This window comes from Micromonospora sp. NPDC048907, from assembly GCF_055586885.1.
On sequence record NZ_JBVJHI010000003.1, the window covers coordinates 866,586 to 884,916 of the forward strand.

Here is an 18,331-nt window from a genome sequence, read left to right on the forward strand (position 1 = left end):
CGGGTGGCAGCGACTGAGCAGCCGGCCGAGTCCGCCGGCAGATGGCCGGCCCGCCTGCACGTGGTGACCGGCAAGGGCGGCACGGGCAAGACCAGCGTCGCGGCGGCGCTGGCCCTCGGGCTGGCCGCCGGCGGCCGGCGCACCCTGCTGGTCGAGGTGGAGGGGCGGCAGGGCATCGCCCAGCTGTTCGGCACCGACCCGCTGCCGTACGAGGAGCGGCACCTGACCGACGCGCCGGGCGGCGGTGAGGTGCGTGCCCTGGCGGTCGACGCCGAGGAGGCGCTCCTCGAGTACCTGGACATGTTCTACAAGCTCGGCGCGGCCGGCCGCGCGCTGCGCAAGCTGGGCGCCATCGACTTCGCCACCACCATCGCACCGGGCCTGCGGGACGTGCTGCTCACCGGCAAGGTCAAGGAGGCGACCACCCGGACCAGCGGGCAGCGCCGGGCGTACGACGCGGTGGTGCTGGACGCGCCGCCGACCGGGCGGATCGGCCGCTTCCTCAACGTCACCGCGGAGACCGCCCGGCTGGCCAAGGTGGGCCCGATCAAGACCCAGAGCGAGGGGGTCTCGGCGCTGCTCCGGTCGCCGATGACCGCGGTGCACGTGGTCACGCTGCTGGAGGAGATGCCGGTCCAGGAGACCGTCGACGCGATCGCCGAGCTGACCAAGCTCGGCTTCCCGGTCGGCCGGGTGATCGTCAACGGGGCCCGACCCCCGGTGCCGGCCGACCGCCCGGTGACCTCCGCCGAGCTCAAGCGCGGGCTGGCCGCCGCCGGCCTGCCGACCGACGCCCGGACCGTGGCCGGCCTCGCCGCTGAGGCCCGTGACCAGCAGGTACGCCGGGAGCTGGAGGATTCGCTTCGCGGCGACCTGGTGGAGCTGGGCCTGCCCCTGACCGAGCTGCCGCTGCTGCCCGCCGGGGTCGACCGGGCGGGGCTGGAGACGCTGGCCGAGACGCTCGTCCGGGCGGATTGACTCACACCTGCGGCCGGCACGGAGCAGAGAGACCCTCGGGACCGATACGCTCGATTGGTGCCTTCCGAAGACGCGGCGCCACCGCTGGACGTCGACCAGATCCTCGCCGATCCGGGCGTGCGGATCGTGGTCTGCTGCGGGGCGGGCGGGGTGGGCAAGACGACCACCGCGGCGGCCCTGGCGCTGCGGGCCGCCGAACAGCACGGCCGGCGGACGGTGGTGCTCACCATCGACCCGGCCCGCCGGCTGGCCCAGTCGCTCGGCCTGACCGAGCTGGACAACACCCCACGCCAGGTCAAGGGGATCGATGTCGAGTCCAGCGGCGGCCAGTTGCACGCCATGATGCTCGACATGAAGCGCACCTTCGACGACGTGGTGCTCCAGCACACCGACCCGGCGAAGGCGGCGGAGATCTTCGCCAACCCCTTCTACCAGGCCATGAGCTCGACGTTCGCGGGCACGCAGGAATACATGGCGATGGAGAAGCTGGGTCAGCTGCACGCCCGGGGCGAGTGGGACCTCATCGTGGTGGACACCCCGCCGTCGCGCTCGGCGCTCGACTTCCTGGACGCGCCGGCCCGGCTCTCCCGCTTCCTGGACGGGCGCATGCTGCGGCTGCTGCTGGCCCCGGCCCGCAGCGGCGGGCGGAGCATGTTCAGCCTGGTGACGGCCAGCTTCGGGATGTTCTCGAAGGTGGTGCAGAAGGTGATCGGCGCGCAGTTGCTCACCGACCTGTCCGGCTTCGTCGCCGCGCTGGACTCGATGTTCGGCGGGTTCCGGCAGCGGGCCGAGCAGACGTACCGCATCCTCCAGGCCCGCGAGACGGCGTTCCTGCTGGTCGCGGCACCGGAACCGGACGCGGTCCGCGAGGCCGCCTACTTCGCGGGCCGGCTGGGCGCCGAGCGGATGCCGCTCGCCGGCCTGGTGCTCAACCGGGTGCACCGGCCGGCGGTGCCGGACCTGTCCGCGGCGGACAGTCTGGCCGCGGCGGAGCGGCTGGCGGGGGCGGGCGAGCACGAGCGCACCGCCGAGGTGCTGCGGGCGCACGCCACGCTGGCCGAGCAGGCGGCCCGCGAGGAGCGGGTGGCGGCCCGGTTCACCGAGGCGTTCCCGGCGGTGCCGGCGGTGTCGGTGACGGCGCAGCCCGCCGACGTGCACGACGTCGACGGGCTGCGGACGATCGGCGAGGCGATCAGCCGGCACTGAGCGGCGCGACCGACCGGCGCGTCGGTCAGTTGGCCGTGGTCACGAGGACCTTGTCCCGACCGGCCTTCTCCTTGGCGTTCTTCTTCATGGCCGCCTCGAACATCTTGCGCCAGCTGGTGACCTGCGGATGGCGCCGCAGCAGCGCCCGGCGCTCGCGTTCGGTCATGCCACCCCACACACCGAACTCGATCCGGTTGTCGAGCGCGTCGGCCAGGCACTCGTACCGAACTGGGCAGCTCCGGCAGATCCTTTTCGCCACGTTCTGTTCGGCGCCCTGTACGAACAACGCGTCCGGGTCCCCGTTCTGACACGCCGCCAGTGACGGCCAGTCAGTGATCATGCCCATCTGTACACGTCCCCCCTTGCAGTACCTACCGACTTCGCGCGACCAGCCGTCGAATTCCCCCCGGTCGTCCGGGCCGGCCTCCCCAGGGCGGCGCGGACGACGTGTGGCTGCTGTCGCCGCCACCATCATGCTGTGTAGTCGCCTGATTACGCAACGTTGTCGGCGAAATCCATCATTCCGGACACTCCCGGCTTCCCGGGCCTTCGCCCGCCGTCTACCCCGCCCGAGTAGGTGAAAACGCTGCGCCACTCCTCCGTTCGGAGGAGACTTCTGCCAGGTTTCACGCAACCACCCACCGGGGTTCGTGCGTTTAGCACAACGAGGCCGGCGCGCGCAGGAAATGGGGAAACTTCCCCGCGCGCCCCTCGTTCCCTACTCGCGTACCCTGTCGAGGTGACCTGGATGCGGAAACGTGACCACAACGTGCTGACCAACGCCGCATCGCTACTCATCTGTGGCCTGTTGGCCGGCGTGGTGGTCGCTGCAGCGGCCTTCCCCGCGGTGGCGATGTCCGGACTGGCCGCGAAGGCCGGAGCCGAGACCTTCGGCGCGCTCCCCACCGAACTGACGGTGGCCCGGGCCCCGCAGATCACCTACCTGCTGGCCTCCGACGGCAAGACGCCGCTGGCCACGATGTACGACGAGAACCGGCGCGACGTGAAGCTCAAGGACATCTCGCCGCTCATGCAGAAGGCCATCATCGCGGCCGAGGACCACGACTTCTACAAGCACAACGGCGTGGACCTCAACGGTGTGGCCCGGGCGTTCGTCAACAACCAGTCCGGGACGAACTCGCGGCAGGGCGCCTCGACGCTCACCATGCAGTACGTCCGGCTCGCCATCTCCTACTCGGCGACGCACCCGGCCGACGTGGTGGCCGCGACCGAGGACACCAGCGCCCGCAAGCTGCGCGAGATGCGCTACGCGCTCCAGATCGACAAGGAGCTCTCCAAGGACGAGATCCTGGAGCGCTACCTGAACATCGCCGCCTTCGGCAACGGCGCGTACGGCATCTACGCCGCCAGCCAGGTCTACTTCAACAAGCCACCGAGCAAGCTCGACATCCAGGAGTCGGCGTTGCTCGCCGGCCTGGTGAAGGCGCCGACCTCGTTCGACCCCACCACCCCGGCCGGCTACCCGGACGCGGTGGACCGGCGCAACTACGTCATCGACAACATGGTGCAGATCGGCGCCATCACGAAGGAGCAGGCCGACCAGGCCAAGCAGATCAAGCTCACGGTGGCGAAGAAGCGCACCCCGAACGGCTGCGTCGCCACCAACACCCGGTCCTGGGGCTTCTTCTGCGACTACTTCTACCGCTGGTGGCTCCAGCAGGAGACCTTCGGCTCCACCTCGTACGACCGGGAGCGGCGGCTGAAGAGCGGTGGCTACACCATCACCACCTCCCTCGACGTGCAGGCGCAGAAGGGCGCCGACAAGGCGGTCCGCAACCAGCTGAGCGAGAGCAGCACGGCCGCCCGGATGGTCGCCGCCATCGAGCCGGGCACCGGGCGGGTCCGCGCCATCGCGGTCAACCGGAACTTCAAGCTCGACGACCCGGACCACCCGCAGAACAAGATTTCCAGCGACCCGAAGAAGGCCAGGAAGAACATCCGGGGCAACCGCCCGAACACGGTCAACCCCCTGGTCACCGGCGGCGGCGGCATCACCGGCTACCAGGCCGGCTCGACCTTCAAGATCTTCACCGTGGTGGCGGCTCTGGAGAAGGGCTACCCGCTCAGCTACACCATCAACGCCCAGCACCAGTTCAAGTCGGAATACATCATCGACTCGGGCAACCCGGCCGCCTGCAAGGGCACGCACTTCTACTGCCCGGAGAACGCCGGGAAGTCGATGGCGGGCGTGCACAACATCTGGAGCGCCTTCGGCGCCTCGGTCAACACCTTCTTCGTCGAGCTCCAGCAGCGGGTCGGCGCGGAGAACGTGGTGAAGGCCGCCGAGAAGCTGGGCATCACCTTCCGCGCCTCCAACGACGCCAAGTTCGCCGCCGACAAGGACGCCGCGCACCAGTGGGGCGCGTTCACCCTGGGCGTCTCGCAGACCACTCCCCTGGAACTGGCCAACGCGTACGCCACCCTGGCGGCCGACGGGAAATACTGCGAGCCGATCCCGGTGCAGGAGATCCGCGGCCCGGACGGCGAGAAGCTGGACATCGCCAACCCGCACTGCGAGCAGCGGATCAGCACGCAGGTGGCCCGGGCCGCCGTGGACGCCGCGCGCTGCCCGGTGGGTGACCACTCCTCGACCTCGAAGTGCAGGAACGGCACCGCGGGCAACGTCCGCGGCATCGTCAACGCTCCGGTGGCCGGCAAGTCCGGCACCACCGACGGGGACAAGACCTCCGCCCTGGTCGCGATGACCAAGCAGTACGCGGTGGCCGGCATCGAGGCGGACCCGGACTGGCCGCAGACCAACCAGCGGATGAAGCACAACGAGGTGCCGTGGGGCATCAACCCGGCGGTCTACCAGACGCTGCGCGACGCCATGAAGGGCAAGGAGCGGATCGACTTCACCCCGCCGAGCGGGAAGATCATCGAGGGTGACCAGCGCGCCATTCCCGGGGTGAAGTGCGAGTCCATCGACACCGCCAAGTCGCGGCTGCGCGGCGCCGGCTTCGAGCCGGTGGTCGCCAGCCAGAAGACCCCGTCGGAGTGCCCGGTGGACACCGCGGCCGGCACCAGCCCGGACGGGCGCACCATCAAGGGCGGTGTGGTGACCATCGAGGTCAGCGCCGGCGGCGGTCAGCCGAAGCCCGGCACCGGCACCGGGCCCGGCGGGCCGGTGGTCCCGCCGCCACCGAACCAGGGCCGCCCCGGCCGGCCGCGCGGCTGACCCGAGCAACGCCAGCGGGCGGGCACCCCACCGGGTGCCCGCCCGCTTCGTCGTCGAGGGGTGCGGTCAGAGACCGAGCTGGCGGCGTACCTCCGCGGCGACCCGGCCACCCTCGGCCCGGCCCGCCACCGCGGCCTGGGCCGCCTTCATGGCCGGGCCCATCTGCGCCTTGCCGGTGAAGCCGCCCGCGGCGAGCGCCCCCGAGACCAGCTCGGCCAACTCCTCGTCGGAGAGCTGCTTCGGCAGGTAGCGCTCCAGCACCTCGCCCTCGGCGGTCTCCTTGCCGGCCTGCTCCGCGCGGCCCGCGTCGGCGAAGGCGGTCGCCGCCTCGCGGCGCTTCTTCGCCTCCTTGGTCAGCACCGCGAGCACCTCGTCGTCGCTCAGCTCGCGCTTCTCCCTGCCGGCGACCTCGGCGTTGCCGACGGCCGCGAGGGCCATCCGCAGCGTGGAGGTGGTCAGCTCGTCGCGCGCCTTGAGGGCGGCGCGCATGTCGGCGGTGAGGCGGTCCTTCAGCGTGCTCATGGACGGTCAAACTACCCTGAACGCCATGCGAAAGCGCACACTATTCCGGCTCGCGGCCGGCACCATCGCCGCCGGGGCGGCCACCCTGGCGTACGCGTCGCTCATCGAGCGCAACATGTTCACCCTGCGCCGGTACGACGTACCGGTGCTCCCGACCGACGCCGAGCCGCTGCGCGTACTGCACCTGTCGGACCTGCACATGATGCCCGACCAGCGGCGCAAGCAGGACTGGGTGGCCTCGCTGGCCGCCCTCGACCCCGATCTCGTGGTGGTCACCGGGGACAACATGGCCCACCCGGACGCGGTGCCGGGCGTGCTGCGCGCCCTGCAACCGCTGCTCGACCTGCCCGGCGCCTTCGTCTTCGGCTCCAACGACTACACCGGGCCGGTCCTGAAGAACCCGTTCACCTACTTCCTGCCCGACCGGGAGTACACCGAGGGTGTGCCGCTGCCGTACGAGGAGCTCCGCGACGTCTTCACCGGTGCCGGCTGGGTGGACCTCAACAACGCGCGGACCACCCTGAAGGCCGGCGGCCGGGAGATCGAGCTGGCCGGCGTGGACGACCCGCACATCGAGCGGGACGACTGGTCGGCCGTCGCCGGACCGGTCAGCGCCGGCGCGGCGCTCTCCATCGCCCTGGCCCACTCCCCGGAGCCGGCCGTGCTGGACCGGATGGCCGCCGACGGCTTCGGGCTCCTGCTCGCCGGGCACACCCACGGTGGACAGGTCTGCGTGCCCGGCTACGGCGCGCTGGTCACCAACTGCGGGCTGCCCCGGTCGATGGCGCGCGGGCTGCACCGCTGGCCCGGTTCGGACTCCTGGCTGCACGTCTCGGCCGGCCTGGGCACCCACCCGACGGCGCCGGTGCGCTTCGCCTGCCCCCCGGAGGCGACCATCCTCACGCTGATCCCCCGCTGACCGACCCGCGTCCCGGGGGCGGGGGGTACGGAGTTTGACCATCGGAGCGGGTGGGCTACTATTTGTCGGCACGCCTCGGGGTGTGGCGCAGCTTGGTAGCGCGCTTCGTTCGGGACGAAGAGGTCGTCGGTTCGAATCCGGCCACCCCGACCAGAGGTAGAAGAGGCCGCATCCGGTTCCACCGGGTGCGGCCTCCTCGCTTTCGCGGACCCGCCGCACGACGGGCTGTGGTGGGCCTCACGGGTCCGGCATGGTCTCGTAGCCGATCCGGCGGCGGATCGCAAGCGTCCCGCCACGGGCAGTTGATCCATCTTCCTGGCAAGGTTGATGTCATGGCCGCCATGATCCGATCCCGCCTGACCGATTGGACCACCCTCACACCCCTGATCGCGGTCCTGGTGCTCGTGGCCACCTGGGGCCGGGAGTTGCCCGGCCCACTGATCGTGGTGGTGTCCGCGCTGCTGGCGGGGGCCGTGCTGGCGGCCGTGCACCACGCCGAGGTGGTGGCGCACAAGGTGGGCGAGCCGCTCGGCTCGCTGGTGCTCGCGGTGGCGGTCACCGTGATCGAGGTCGGGCTGATCGTCACGCTGATGATCAGCGGCGGTGACAAGACGCAGGCGCTGGCCCGGGACACGGTCTTCGCCGCCGTGATGATCACCTGCAACGGGATACTCGGCCTGTCCCTGCTGCTGGGCGCGCTGCGCCGCCGGGTGGCGGTGTTCAACCCGGAGGGGACGGGTGGGGCACTGGCCACCGTGGCCACGCTCGCCACCCTCAGCCTCGTGGTGCCGACCTTCACCAGCCGGCCCGGGCCGCAGTTCTCCCCCGCGCAGCTCGCCTTCGCGGCGGTCGCCTCGCTCGCGCTGTACGGCCTGTTCGTGATGGTGCAGACCGGCCGGCACCGCGACTACTTCCTGCCGGTGACGCAGGAGGGCAGCATCATTCCCGAGGACGCCGACGGCGACGGGCACGCCGACCCGCCGTCGACGCGTACCGCCCTGGCCAGCCTGGTGCTGCTGGTGGTGGCGCTGGTCGCGGTGGTCGGCGACGCGAAGACCATCTCCCCGGCGATCGAGGCGGGCGTCGAGGCGGCGAACCTGCCGCAGGCGTTCGTCGGCGTGATCATCGCTCTGCTGGTGCTGCTGCCGGAGACCCTCGCCGCCGCCCGGGCGGCCCGCCGGGACCGGGTGCAGATCAGCCTCAACCTCGCGCTCGGTTCGGCCATGGCCAGCATCGGCCTGACCATCCCGGCCATAGCGCTGGCCTCGATCTGGTTGGAGGGCCCGCTGCTGCTGGGCCTGGGCGGCACGCAGATGACGCTGCTCGCGCTGACCGCGGTGACCGGCGTCCTCACCGTGGTGCCGGGGCGCGCGACAGTCCTCCAGGGCGGGGTGCACCTGGTGCTGCTCGCCGCGTTCGTCTTCCTCGCCGCCAGCCCGTGACCCGCAGCGGCGGTGGTCAGTCGTGCAGTTCGGTGCGGGCGACCTCGGCGAACGCCGCCGTCAGGTAGTCGGCCAGAGGCCGGCCGGTGGCCGCCAGCAGGTCGGCGACGAGCAGTGGGGCGTGCCGGGCGATCGCGGCCGGATCCGGCGGCGCGTCGTCGTCTCCCGGGTCGTAGACGCCGAGCGCGCTCGCCAGCAGCACGAGGAGCACGTGCGGGTCGACGTCGGGCCGCCATGCCGCGGTGAACCGGACGCACCGCTCCAGCACCTGACGGACGTCGTCGCCGTCCAGCCCGTCCGGGTGGCTCTCCTCCAGCAGCAGCCGGACCACGCCGCCGAGCACCAGCCCGGCCCGGTCGGCGCCGGCGAGCCGCTCGACCGCCGCCTCGTACGCCTCGTCGTCCCGGGCCTGCGCCGCGCCGACCGCCTCGGTGGCGGCCTGCGCGATCTCGCGGGCCGGGGCGGGCAGGTGGCGCCAGGTGGTGGTCACCGCGCCAGCATGGCAGACGGCGTTAATTTGCTCACCCGCCGGCTCTGCCGAGCGCGTAACCGGCGCTAATCGGGTCGCGGGTCGTCGTACCCGCCACCAAGAATGCAGCCATGCTGCGCCGCGCCCTGCCCGCCCGTCCCGAAGCCCGCCGCCTCCTCATCGGCACCCTGCTGTCGGCCGTCGGGCGCGGCCTCACCCTGCCCTTCCTCTTCATCTACCTCACCGACGTCCGCGGGCTGAGCGACGCCCGCGCCGGCCTGGTGATCGGCTGGTTCGGCGCCGTGACGCTGGCGCTGTCGCCGTTGGGCGGCACATTGATCGACCGGTTCGGCGCGCGCCGGGTGGTGCTGCCCTGCCTGGCCGTCGAGGCGATCGGCACGGGCTCGCTGGCGCTTGTCGACTCGACCGCGTCGGCGTTCGGCGTGATGACGCTGATCGCGGTGGGCAGCTCGGCGATCTGGTCGGGTCAGAACACGATCCTCGCCTCGCTCACCGGCGACGGCGAGCGGCAGCGGGTGTTCGGGTTGAACTTCGCCCTGCTCAACCTGGGCATCGGCGTGGGTGGCCTGATCTCCGGCGCGGTGGTCGACGTGGCCCGGCCGGTCACCTTCCAGGCGATCTACGTGCTGGACGCGATCAGCTACCTGATGCCGGCCCTGATCCTGCTGACCCTGCCGCACGTCGGTCACCGCCTGGCCCAGGAGCGGGCGGCGGACGCCGCACCGGGGGCCGGGGGCTACCTGGCCGTGCTGCGGGACCGGCCGTTCCGCCGGCTGGTCATCTTCGGCCTGGTCCTCACCACCTGCGGCTACGCCCAGATCGAGGTGGGCTTCGCCGCGTACTCGGTGCGGGTGGTGGAGGTGTCCCCCCGGGTGGTGGCGTGGGCGCTCGCCGCCAACACCGTGATGATCGTGCTCTCCCAGCTGCTGGTGATCCGCCGGATGGAGGGCCGGAGCCGGACGGGCGCGCTCGCCGCGGTGGGCGCGGTCTTCGCGACCGCCTGGCTGGTCCTCGGCGCGGCCGGCCTGGTCGGCACGGGCAACGCGCTGCTCGCGGCGCTCGGCGTGGTGGCCTGCTCGGCGATCTTCGGGTTCGGCGAGACGATGCTGTCGCCGGTGATGCCGGCGCTGACCAACGCGCTCGCCACCGACGAGCTGCGCGGCCGGTACAACGCCATGAGCTCGATGATCTTCGGGATCAGCGGCGTCATCGGCCCGGTCACCGCGGGTCCGCTGCTCGGCGCGGCGCACGGCCGGCTCTGGGTGGCGTTCGTGGTGGGCGGGTGCCTCACCGCCTCGGTGCTGGCCCTGTCCCTGCGCCGGCTGCTCACCGGCGCCCAGGACGGTCGCGTCGCGGCCGCCGTCCGGGAGCCGGCGCCCGCGCACGCCTGAGCCTCTCGCGGCACACGGAACGGGCCCCGGAGCGGATGCTCCGGGGCCCGTCCGTCGTGCAGGTCGGCGGTCAGGCGGCCGGAACCTCCGCGGTGGTCTGGATCCGGTCCAGCGCCGGCGCGGAGACCGGCGACTTCTCGGTCAGGTACGCGGTGAAGGCGTCCAGGTCGATCAGACCGGTGACGGCGTTCGTGCCACCGGTGAGGACGCTGAAGCCGTCGCCACCGCCGGCGAGGAAGTTGTTCACCGTGACCCGGTAGGTCGCGGTGTCGCTCACCGGGGTGCCGTTGATGGTGAGGCTGCCCCGGACCACGCGGGTGCCGGTGCACGGCGACGCGGCCGGCGCGGTGGTGCCGTTGACGTCGACGACGTAGTGCACGGTCGAGGACGCGTACAGCACCTTGGCCGTGGTGAACTGCTGCTCCAGCAGGCAGTAGAGCTGCGCGCCGGTCAGGTCCAGGGTCACCAGGTTGTTGGCGAACGGCTGGACGGTGAACGCCTCGGCGTAGGTGACCGGGCCGGCGTCGAGGTCGGCGCGGACACCACCGGGGTTCATGAACGCGGCGACCGCGTTCTGCTCGTTGTCGGTGGCCGCGAGCTGGGCGTCGGCGATGACGTTGCCCAGCGGCGACTCACCGGTCTGGTACGTCGGCTTGCCGTTGGCGTCGACCCCGGTCTGGTACAGGTTCTCCTGGGTCTTGGTGAGCACGCCGGTGGTCTCGCCGACCACCTTGTCGGCCACCGGGCCGAGCGCGGTCTTGTACCGGTTGATCAGCTCGGTGCTGGCCGGGTCCTTCGGGACGTCCCGGGTGACCACGACGTTGTTCGCCGAGGCGCTGACGATGTCCCGGCTCCGCCGGTCGATCTTCAGGTCGATGTCGGTGACCAGGCGGCCGAAGGAGCTGGCGCTGGTGACCAGCTTGCCGTTGATGTTGCAGTTGTACGCGGCGTGGGTGTGCCCGCTGACGATCACGTCGATGGACGGGTCCATCCGGTTGGCGATGTCGACGATCGGGCCGCTGAACCCGGTGCAGTCGTTGATCCCGCCGCCGTTCTGCACGCCGCCCTCGTGCAGCAGCACGACGATGGCCTCCACGCCCTGCTTGCGCAGGATGCGGGCGTACTTGTTGGCGGTGTCCGCCTCGTCTGCGAAGGACAGCCCGGCGACGCCCTGCTGGCTGACGATCTGCGGGGTGCCCTCCAGGGTCATCCCGATGAAGCCGATCTTGACGCCGTCGATCTTCTTGATGCCGTACGGCGGCAGCAGCGGCTGGCCGGTGGCGGTCTTGAAGGCGTTCGCCGAGAGGTACTGGAAGTCGGCGCCCTTGAACGGGGTGCCGTCGGCGCAGCCGTCGACCGGGTGGCAGCCGCCGTTCTGCATCCGGAGCAGCTCGGTGGCGCCCTCGTCGAACTCGTGGTTGCCGACGCTGGTGAACTCGAGCCCGGCGAGGTTCATCTCCTCGATGGTGGGCTCGTCGTGGAAGGCGGCGGAGAGCAGCGGGGAGGCGCCGATCAGGTCGCCCGCGGCGACCGTGACGGTGTGCTCCCGCTCCTTCTTCGTGGTGCCCCGCAGCATGTTCAGCTGGGTGGCCAGGTATTCCGCGCCACCGGCGGTCTTCCCGTCGATGGTGCCGCTGGAACCGGTCGGCGGTTCCAGGTTGCCGTGGAAGTCGTTGATGGCGAGCAGCTTGACGTCGATCGGCTTCGGGCGGGCCGAGGCCTGGTCGGGGTGTACGGCGACCGCGGTGAACGCGGTGGCGGCGAGTGCGGCCAGGCCGACGGCGGCCCGGCGGCGCATCCCGGGGACGGACATGGAACTCCTCGTGAGATACCGGCGCGTGGTGTCCGGACGATGGTTCGCCCGGGTGACCCTGACCGTGCCGTGACAGGGGTCGATCGCGGAAGGCGGCAGTCGGGGGACACCGCCCCGCCGGGGGCAAGCTTCTCATCCACCGGCCGGGAGGTCGACCGGAGAGCACGGCGGAATGGTGAATATGGACGGCGACCTGTACCGGTCTGCCCGACGAGTCGGACATGACGGGCAGGTGAAATCCTTCACGACTCTCCGCTGTCGGCGGTGTGCAGTAGGAAGGTAGCCATGACGTCGAACGGCACCACCTGGACGGTGGACTCGGTGCGCTCCGCGGACGGCACCACGATCGCCTACGAGACGGCCGGCGACGGCCCGCCGATCATCCTGGTCGGGGGAGCTTTCAACGACCGGAGCACCACCCGCGCGCTGGCCGCCGCGCTCAGCGCCGACTTCACCGTGTACGGCTACGACCGCCGGGGTCGCGGCGACAGCGGTGACACCGCGCCGTACGCGGTGCAGCGCGAGATCGAGGACGTGGCGGCCCTGATCGACCGGGCGGGCGGCGCCGCCCACCTCTACGGCCTCTCGTCCGGCGCGATCCTCGCCGCGTACGTGGCGGCCGAGGGGGTGGGGGTCGCCGGGCTGGCGCTCTTCGAGCCGCCGTTCCAGGCCGGCCCGCACGGTGGCCCCAAGCCCGGGCTGGCCGAGCGGTTGAGCGAACTCGTCTCGGCCGGCCGGCGCGACGACGCCGTCGCGCTGTTCCTGACCGAGGCGGTCGCGGTGCCGCCGGAGGCGGTCGGTGGGATGCGCGACGCCCCGGTGTGGGCGTGGATGACCGGGCTGGCGCATACCCTGGCCTACGACACGACAGTCACCGGGCCCGCCGGCCTGCCCACCGACCGGCTCGCCGCGATCGCCGCCCCCACCGTGGTGGTGGACAGCACCGGCAGCCCGCCGTGGCTGCGGGACGCGGCGGTGGCGACCGCCGAGGCGATCCCCGGTGCCAGCCACCTCAGCCTGGCGGGTGGCTTCCACGAGGTGCCGCCGGAGGTGCTGGCCCCCGCGCTGCGCGACGCCCTGCTGGGCTGAGTCCGGTCGCGCGGATCCCCGCGGATCGAGAGGGCGACCCGTCCTACGCCCACGGCGCCGGCTCCCAGGGACCAGGGCGCCGGCGCCGTGCGCGGGGCGGACCAGCAGGAGGGTGCGGCACCTGCTGATCCACGATCGGATGTCGATCGAGGCAGCCGACCCCCTCGGGTGCCTCGCGTACGACCCCTTCATGTCACGCGGAGAATCTTGCTCGCGCAACCTTCCCGGCGGTAAATACATCCGCGGCGGAGTCGAACACGACCGATCGGTGGCCGACATCCGCCGTTCCGTCGGTCGCATCCGGCCGCAAGGCCCGGCCTCAGTGGCAGCGCCAGACCGTCGGCACGTCCTGGTAGCGGCCCGCAACAGGCTCGGTCGGGTGCACCGCTCCGTGGATCGTTCCCGCATCGTCGATCAGGACCGGCTGCGGGCCGTACTCGGGATTCGCACCGGCGGGCAGGGGAACGGGCCGTGTGGCGCCGTTCCGGTCGACCAGTTTCCAGCCCTGACCTGGCACACCGACCAGCAGGCGCCCGTCCGGGCCGACGACCGTAGTGAAGTGATTCCGGGTGTCCAGGCCGTGGTAGACGACGAGCTGCCGGGTACGCAGGTTCAGCACCGCCGGTGGAGACTTCTGCTGGTCGCCGGGGATGATGCCGGCCACCCAGTCACCACGCACCGGGAGCTGGTTGAACCGCATGCTCCCCGGGCTCCAACCGGCCGGAGCGGGCAGCACCGCGCTGCTTCCATCGGCCCGGAGGAGACGGATCTTCGCCGGCGCCGTCAGGTCCCCGGTCGGCGATTCGCGCTCCATCCAGACGACCGTGTCGTCGGTGGTCCAGCCGATGAGGCTGCCGGGCCCGGGTTGACCGAGCATCTTCGGTGGCCCGTCGGAGTCCGCCGGCCAGATCACCGGCGCGCTGCCGCGACCGGCCCCGCCGGTCATCCCGAGGATGTCACCGCGGTCGTTCACGGCGGAAGGACTGGCCTCCGCGAACCCCGCCGGTGGGGCCAGGTTCCGCAGCTTCCCGTCCCGGTAGACCCACGGGACGCGGGATCCGTTCTCCCGTGATTCGCTGCTGCCGACCACGACGCCGGCCGCGTTCACGGCGACCACCTCGCCCCCGCTCGTCGCCCAGGGTATGTCGACGAGCCGGGGCCTGCCCCGGTCCCAGAGGATGAGGTAGGAGCGCCGCGCCTGCTCGACCGCCCTGTCGCTCACCTCAGCGGTCCCGGCCAGGTAGCGGCCGGTGGGGTCGGCGGCGTACACGCGCGGGAACCACGCCTCCGCCGGCACCGGGTACTGCTCGTATTCGCAGGTGGCGGCGGCATCGGCGTTGCTCACGGTGACCGGCACCACCGTGGGCGTGGGCAGGATTTCGGGAGAGCGTGCCGCGACGTCGCTCCGGCCGCGGTCGTGCCCACTCCGGCCGACGACCATCGCCGAGCCGAGCCCCACGGCCAGCACCGCCACCGCCGCCAGCCCGGCGGTGAGCCGGCGACGCCGACGCTCCGCCCGGCGTCCGGCGAGCAGCACCGCACCGACGTCCACCCGGGTGGGTGGCACGTGCGCCCGGGTCAACGTCCGACGGACGACGCGGCTCGCACGCTCCTCGTCCCAGGTCATGTCATCCTCCCGCTCGCTGGTCGGTGCAGGCCTCCATGTCGAGCCGGCGGCGTAGCGCCGCCAGCCCTCGCGAGGTGTGGCTCTTGACGTTGCCGGTGGAGCAGCGAAGCAGGTCGGCCACCTCGGCGACCGAGAGGTCACACGCGAACCGGAGAGTCAGGACGGCCCGCTGGGCCGGCGGAAGCCCGGCGAGCAGGTCACGGAGGGCCTGGCGGTCCTCGATGCCGGGCGCCCCGTCCGCTGGCCGCTCCGGCGCCTCCGACATCAACCGGACCCGGGCCCAGCCGCCGCGCCGCTCGTCGAGGTAGGTGCGCACCAGCATCCGGCGGACGTACGCGTCGGTGTTGTCGGCGCCTGCCGCTCGCCGCCAGTGCCGGTACAGCTTGGTGAGCGTGGTCTGCACGATGTCGTCCGCCCGGTGCGGGTCTCCGCACAGCAGGTACGCGGTGCGGTGCAGCACGGGTAACCGCGCCGTCACGTACTCCACGTACTCGGTCTCGTCCTCGGCCCGCATGCCGCTCCTCTCCGGGACCCTTCACGGCGGTGACGGGCGCGGCCACGGTCACGGTTGCACCAGGACATTTCACCCCGGTCAGTCGGCGGCCGAGCCCATCACCAGCGCGCGAAGCGCGACCGGTGCCCACTCTCCGGCGATCCCCGGCCGGTCGGCCAGGTAGTCGGTGGTCCGTGCGACGTCCCAGCCGTGCGCCTCGCGCAGCCCGCGGGCGAGCATGCCGAGGTAGACCGGGGCGGGTGCGGCCCACTCGACCTCGGACGCCGCGTGCGGGGCCGTGAAGGTGAGCATCGGCAGGCCGTCGCGCTCGCCGACCCGGAGCAGGGTCTCGTAGCGGCCCGGGCCGAGTGTGGCCCGGCCGGTCTCCGCCGCCACCCGGATCAGGTCCAGGTCGGCGCCGGGCGGACGGTACATCTCCTGCGCCGCGATGTCGGCGAACTGCTCGACCGTCACCAGGTAGCCCCGCACGGCCGCCCGGCCGGGCAGCTCCGGGTCGTAGAACGCCATCCCGCCGGTCCAGGCCCGCGACTCGCCGGCGAAGTAGACGCCGCCGGGGATCGCCCCGGCGACCGTGCGGCGCGGTGGCCGGCAGTCGCGGCAGCCCGGGTACGTGCGCAGCCCGCCGGGCGGGCGCCCGCCGCGCAGGTACCGGTCGAGCCGCGCCGCGTGCAGGTTCGAGCCGTACGCCACGTACCAGAGAAGCCGCTCCACCGGATCAGAACCAGCAGGTCCGTCCGGCGGCGTGGCTGACCTGGACGGTGTGCGTCACGCAGCCGCCGTCGGCCACCCGGTGCAGCAGGAAGGCGGTCGGCTCGGCGACCCAGCCGATCTCCTCCTCCGCCGTCATGGCCAGGCTGACCTGCATCCAGGTGCTCGGCGCGGTGGTCAGCACGGTGCCGGCGAAGGCACTGGTCACCGCCCGGTGCAGGTGCCCGGCGGCGACCCGGACCACGTGGGGGTGGCGCCCGATCACCTCGGCGAGAGCGTCGGCGTCGGTGAGCCCCATGGCGTCCATGGCCGGGACGCCGACCGCGACCGGCGGGTGGTGCAGACAGACCACGGCGGGCACCTCGGCCCGGCCGGCGAGCACCCCGTCGAGCCAGCCGAGCTGCTCGGCACCGAGCCGCCCGGCGGCGTCGCCCGGGGCGAGCGAGTCGAGCACCACGAGCGTGCCGTCCGGCTGGTCCACGTGGTAGTAGGCCGAGAAGCCGCCGCCCAGGTACGGGGTGCCGCCGAAGGTGTCGAGCAAGGACTCCCGGTCGTCGTGGTTGCCCGCCGCGAGGTGGACGGGCAGCGGGAAGCGCCCGATGATCTCGCGCAGCGCGAGGTACTCGTCCGGCCGGCCGTTGCTCACCAGGTCGCCGGTGATCACCACGCAGTCCGGCCGGGGGCGCAGGGCGAGGACGCGGCCGAGCGCCCGGTGCAGCCCGGACGCCTGCTCGGCGGCGAGCAGGCCGGTGGTCACGTGCGGGTCGCTGAGCTGGGCGATGAGCATCGGCGCCTCCTGACGGGCCCGGGACCCCTCACGCTATCGCCGCCGCCTCCACCGCGCGGTCCCGTCGCCCACAGGCTGCGTCCACAGCCTGTGGATAGCACATGTGTACGAAGGTCACCGGCTCCCCAGCTGGGTACCCTTGATCGCGCCCCGCCCCCTCCGAGCAGGAACGACGTGGATCACGAGCGAGTCGTCCGGGACGTCACGGTCCGCCTTCCCATGGCGTCGACCGCGCTGGAGGCGTGCCAGTGGACCGTCGCGGCGCTCGCCCGGCACACCCCGGCGACGATCTCCATCCTGCTCCAGGTCCACGACCGGCTGCGCTGCGTCGCGGCCACCGGCGCGTGGCAGGTCTTCTCCACGGTGCCGCTGCAAACGCCGAGCGAGAACTCCGGCCCGCCCCGGCGGGGCCAGGAGCGGTCGATCGTGGCCCGGGTGTACGACTCCGGCGAGCCGGCCACCGTCCCCGACGTGACCGCCGATCCCGACTACCTCCCGGTCCGCCCCGACGTCACCGCCGAGATCTGCGTGCCGGTGCGGGACCGGGCGGGCCGGCCGCTCGGCGTGCTGGACCTCCAGTGGAGCGGCCCGGTCGAGACGGACCGGTGGCGGCGGACCGCCCAGCGGCTGGCCGACCGGCTCGGCGCCCGGATCGCCGCGCTCGGCGGGCCGCCGGCCGAGAGCCGCAGCGAAAAGCTGCTCCGGCACGCCGCCGCGATGACCACCGCGCCCACCGACTGGGACCTGATGACCGCCGCGATCGCCGCGGCGCGGGACGTGTCGGCGCTCTCCGCCGCCGTGCTGGTGCTCCCCGGCCCGCGCGAGCCCCGGCTGGGCACGCCGACGGGCACCCCGGGAGCGCTGGAGGCCCGGATCCGGGCCGAGCTGGCCGAGGCCGGCCCGGCGGCGCTCGCCCGGATGATCGCCCGTGCCCACCGGCACGGCTCGGCCTACACGCTGGGCGAGGAGGGGCATCCGCCGACCGAGGACTACCTGCCGCTGACCCGGGCCGGGGCGCGCACCCTGGTGGCCGTGCCGGTCGGGCCGGCGGAGGGCGGCGGCGTGCTGCTGGTCGCCGACGAGCGGCTGCTGGGCCCGGACCCGACCACGGTCAACCTCATCGAGCTGCTGGCCGGGCAGGCGTGGATCTGCCTCGACCGGCTGCGGACGCTCGCCCGGCTGCGCGAGCAGGCCAGCTCGGACCCGCTCACCGGGCTGCGCCACACCGGGCCGTTCGGGCAGCGGATCGCGAGCGCCACGCCGGGGCGTACGGCCCTGCTGGCGATCGACGTGGACGGCTTCAAGGACGTCAACGACACGTACGGCCACCAGGCCGGCGACCGGCTCCTGGTGGGGCTCGCGCGGGCGCTGGAAGGGGCGCTGCGCCAGGGCGACGAGCTGTACCGGACCGGCGGCGACGAGTTCGTCGCCGTGATCGAGGTGAGCCGCCCGGAGGAGGCGGTCCGGATCGCCGAGCGGCTCACCGAGGCCGCCCGCCGCACCGGCCGGACGATCAGCGTCGGCGTCGCCCTCCCGCGACCCGGCGAGACACCGGAGCGGACCCTGCGCCGCGCCGACCAGGCCCTCTACGCCGTGAAGCGGGACGGCCGCGACGGGGTGCACCTCTCCGCCGCCTGACCGGCACG

16 protein-coding genes and 1 tRNA gene are annotated in these 18,331 nt (G+C 72.7%); 9 read left to right on the forward strand and 8 right to left on the reverse strand.

Going from position 1 to position 18,331, the window contains the following annotated elements:
• The first annotated feature begins 3 nt into the window (after positions 1-3).
• A complete protein-coding gene (gene bagA / locus ACZ6PY_RS13595; RefSeq protein ID WP_466071937.1) occupies positions 4-978 on the forward strand; it encodes an ATPase BagA in 975 nt (324 codons plus the stop codon).
• 54 nt (positions 979-1,032) lie between these two features.
• Entirely contained in the window at positions 1,033-2,184 is a 1,152-nt protein-coding gene (gene bagB, locus ACZ6PY_RS13600; protein ID WP_262282654.1) for an ArsA family ATPase, read from the forward strand.
• 25 nt (positions 2,185-2,209) lie between these two features.
• Here bagB and ACZ6PY_RS13605 read toward each other — a convergent pair whose 3' ends face one another.
• Entirely contained in the window at positions 2,210-2,530 is a 321-nt protein-coding gene (locus tag ACZ6PY_RS13605) for a WhiB family transcriptional regulator (RefSeq protein WP_091266889.1), read from the reverse strand.
• A gap of 402 nt (positions 2,531-2,932) precedes the next feature.
• Here ACZ6PY_RS13605 and ACZ6PY_RS13610 point away from each other — a divergent pair, with 402 nt between their 5' ends.
• Positions 2,933-5,383, forward strand: a complete 2,451-nt coding sequence (locus ACZ6PY_RS13610; RefSeq protein ID WP_466071939.1) for a penicillin-binding protein — start codon at positions 2,933-2,935, stop codon at positions 5,381-5,383.
• A gap of 66 nt (positions 5,384-5,449) precedes the next feature.
• On the opposite strand, the gene ACZ6PY_RS13615 is transcribed toward ACZ6PY_RS13610, so the two are convergent.
• Positions 5,450-5,905, reverse strand: a complete 456-nt coding sequence (locus ACZ6PY_RS13615; RefSeq protein WP_466071941.1) for a GatB/YqeY domain-containing protein — start codon at positions 5,903-5,905, stop codon at positions 5,450-5,452.
• A gap of 25 nt (positions 5,906-5,930) precedes the next feature.
• Here ACZ6PY_RS13615 and ACZ6PY_RS13620 point away from each other — a divergent pair, with 25 nt between their 5' ends.
• The 3 genes from ACZ6PY_RS13620 to ACZ6PY_RS13630 all read left to right on the forward strand — a co-directional run bounded on the left by ACZ6PY_RS13620 (position 5,931) and on the right by ACZ6PY_RS13630 (position 8,266).
• Positions 5,931-6,824, forward strand: coding sequence for a metallophosphoesterase (locus ACZ6PY_RS13620; RefSeq protein ID WP_466071943.1), 894 nt, complete (start codon positions 5,931-5,933; stop codon positions 6,822-6,824).
• A 76-nt stretch (positions 6,825-6,900) separates the two neighbouring features.
• Positions 6,901-6,977 (forward strand) — tRNA-Pro (locus tag ACZ6PY_RS13625).
• A 179-nt stretch (positions 6,978-7,156) separates the two neighbouring features.
• Positions 7,157-8,266, forward strand: a complete 1,110-nt coding sequence (locus ACZ6PY_RS13630) for a calcium:cation antiporter (protein WP_466071945.1) — start codon at positions 7,157-7,159, stop codon at positions 8,264-8,266.
• Between the two features lie 16 nt (positions 8,267-8,282).
• Here the strand turns inward: ACZ6PY_RS13630 and ACZ6PY_RS13635 are convergent, their stop codons facing one another.
• Positions 8,283-8,756 carry a hypothetical protein gene (locus tag ACZ6PY_RS13635; RefSeq protein ID WP_466071947.1) on the reverse strand — a complete coding sequence of 158 codons (474 nt, stop codon included), beginning with the start codon at positions 8,754-8,756 and terminating at the stop codon, positions 8,283-8,285.
• A 110-nt stretch (positions 8,757-8,866) separates the two neighbouring features.
• On the opposite strand from ACZ6PY_RS13635, the gene ACZ6PY_RS13640 reads away from it, so the two are divergent.
• On the forward strand, positions 8,867-10,147 hold the full coding sequence (locus tag ACZ6PY_RS13640) for an MFS transporter (protein ID WP_466071948.1): 1,281 nt from the start codon (positions 8,867-8,869) through the stop codon (positions 10,145-10,147).
• A gap of 70 nt (positions 10,148-10,217) precedes the next feature.
• On the opposite strand, the gene ACZ6PY_RS13645 is transcribed toward ACZ6PY_RS13640, so the two are convergent.
• A complete protein-coding gene (locus tag ACZ6PY_RS13645) occupies positions 10,218-11,960 on the reverse strand; it encodes a bifunctional metallophosphatase/5'-nucleotidase (protein ID WP_466071950.1) in 1,743 nt (580 codons plus the stop codon).
• 285 nt (positions 11,961-12,245) lie between these two features.
• Here ACZ6PY_RS13645 and ACZ6PY_RS13650 point away from each other — a divergent pair, with 285 nt between their 5' ends.
• On the forward strand, positions 12,246-13,049 hold the full coding sequence (locus ACZ6PY_RS13650) for an alpha/beta fold hydrolase (protein ID WP_466071952.1): 804 nt from the start codon (positions 12,246-12,248) through the stop codon (positions 13,047-13,049).
• A gap of 319 nt (positions 13,050-13,368) precedes the next feature.
• Here ACZ6PY_RS13650 and ACZ6PY_RS13655 read toward each other — a convergent pair whose 3' ends face one another.
• The 4 genes from ACZ6PY_RS13655 to ACZ6PY_RS13670 form a co-directional block, all read right to left on the reverse strand.
• Positions 13,369-14,676 carry a hypothetical protein gene (locus tag ACZ6PY_RS13655; protein WP_466071954.1) on the reverse strand — a complete coding sequence of 436 codons (1,308 nt, stop codon included), beginning with the start codon at positions 14,674-14,676 and terminating at the stop codon, positions 13,369-13,371.
• Between the two features lies 1 nt (position 14,677).
• Positions 14,678-15,190, reverse strand: coding sequence for a SigE family RNA polymerase sigma factor (locus ACZ6PY_RS13660; protein WP_466071956.1), 513 nt, complete (start codon positions 15,188-15,190; stop codon positions 14,678-14,680).
• A 78-nt stretch (positions 15,191-15,268) separates the two neighbouring features.
• Positions 15,269-15,901 carry a histone deacetylase gene (locus ACZ6PY_RS13665; RefSeq protein ID WP_466071957.1) on the reverse strand — a complete coding sequence of 211 codons (633 nt, stop codon included), beginning with the start codon at positions 15,899-15,901 and terminating at the stop codon, positions 15,269-15,271.
• 4 nt (positions 15,902-15,905) lie between these two features.
• Positions 15,906-16,685, reverse strand: coding sequence for a phosphodiesterase (locus ACZ6PY_RS13670; protein ID WP_466071959.1), 780 nt, complete (start codon positions 16,683-16,685; stop codon positions 15,906-15,908).
• Positions 16,686-16,859: 174 nt separating this feature from the next.
• Here ACZ6PY_RS13670 and ACZ6PY_RS13675 point away from each other — a divergent pair, with 174 nt between their 5' ends.
• Positions 16,860-18,323, forward strand: a complete 1,464-nt coding sequence (locus ACZ6PY_RS13675; RefSeq protein WP_466071961.1) for a GGDEF domain-containing protein — start codon at positions 16,860-16,862, stop codon at positions 18,321-18,323.
• Positions 18,324-18,331 lie beyond the last annotated feature (8 nt).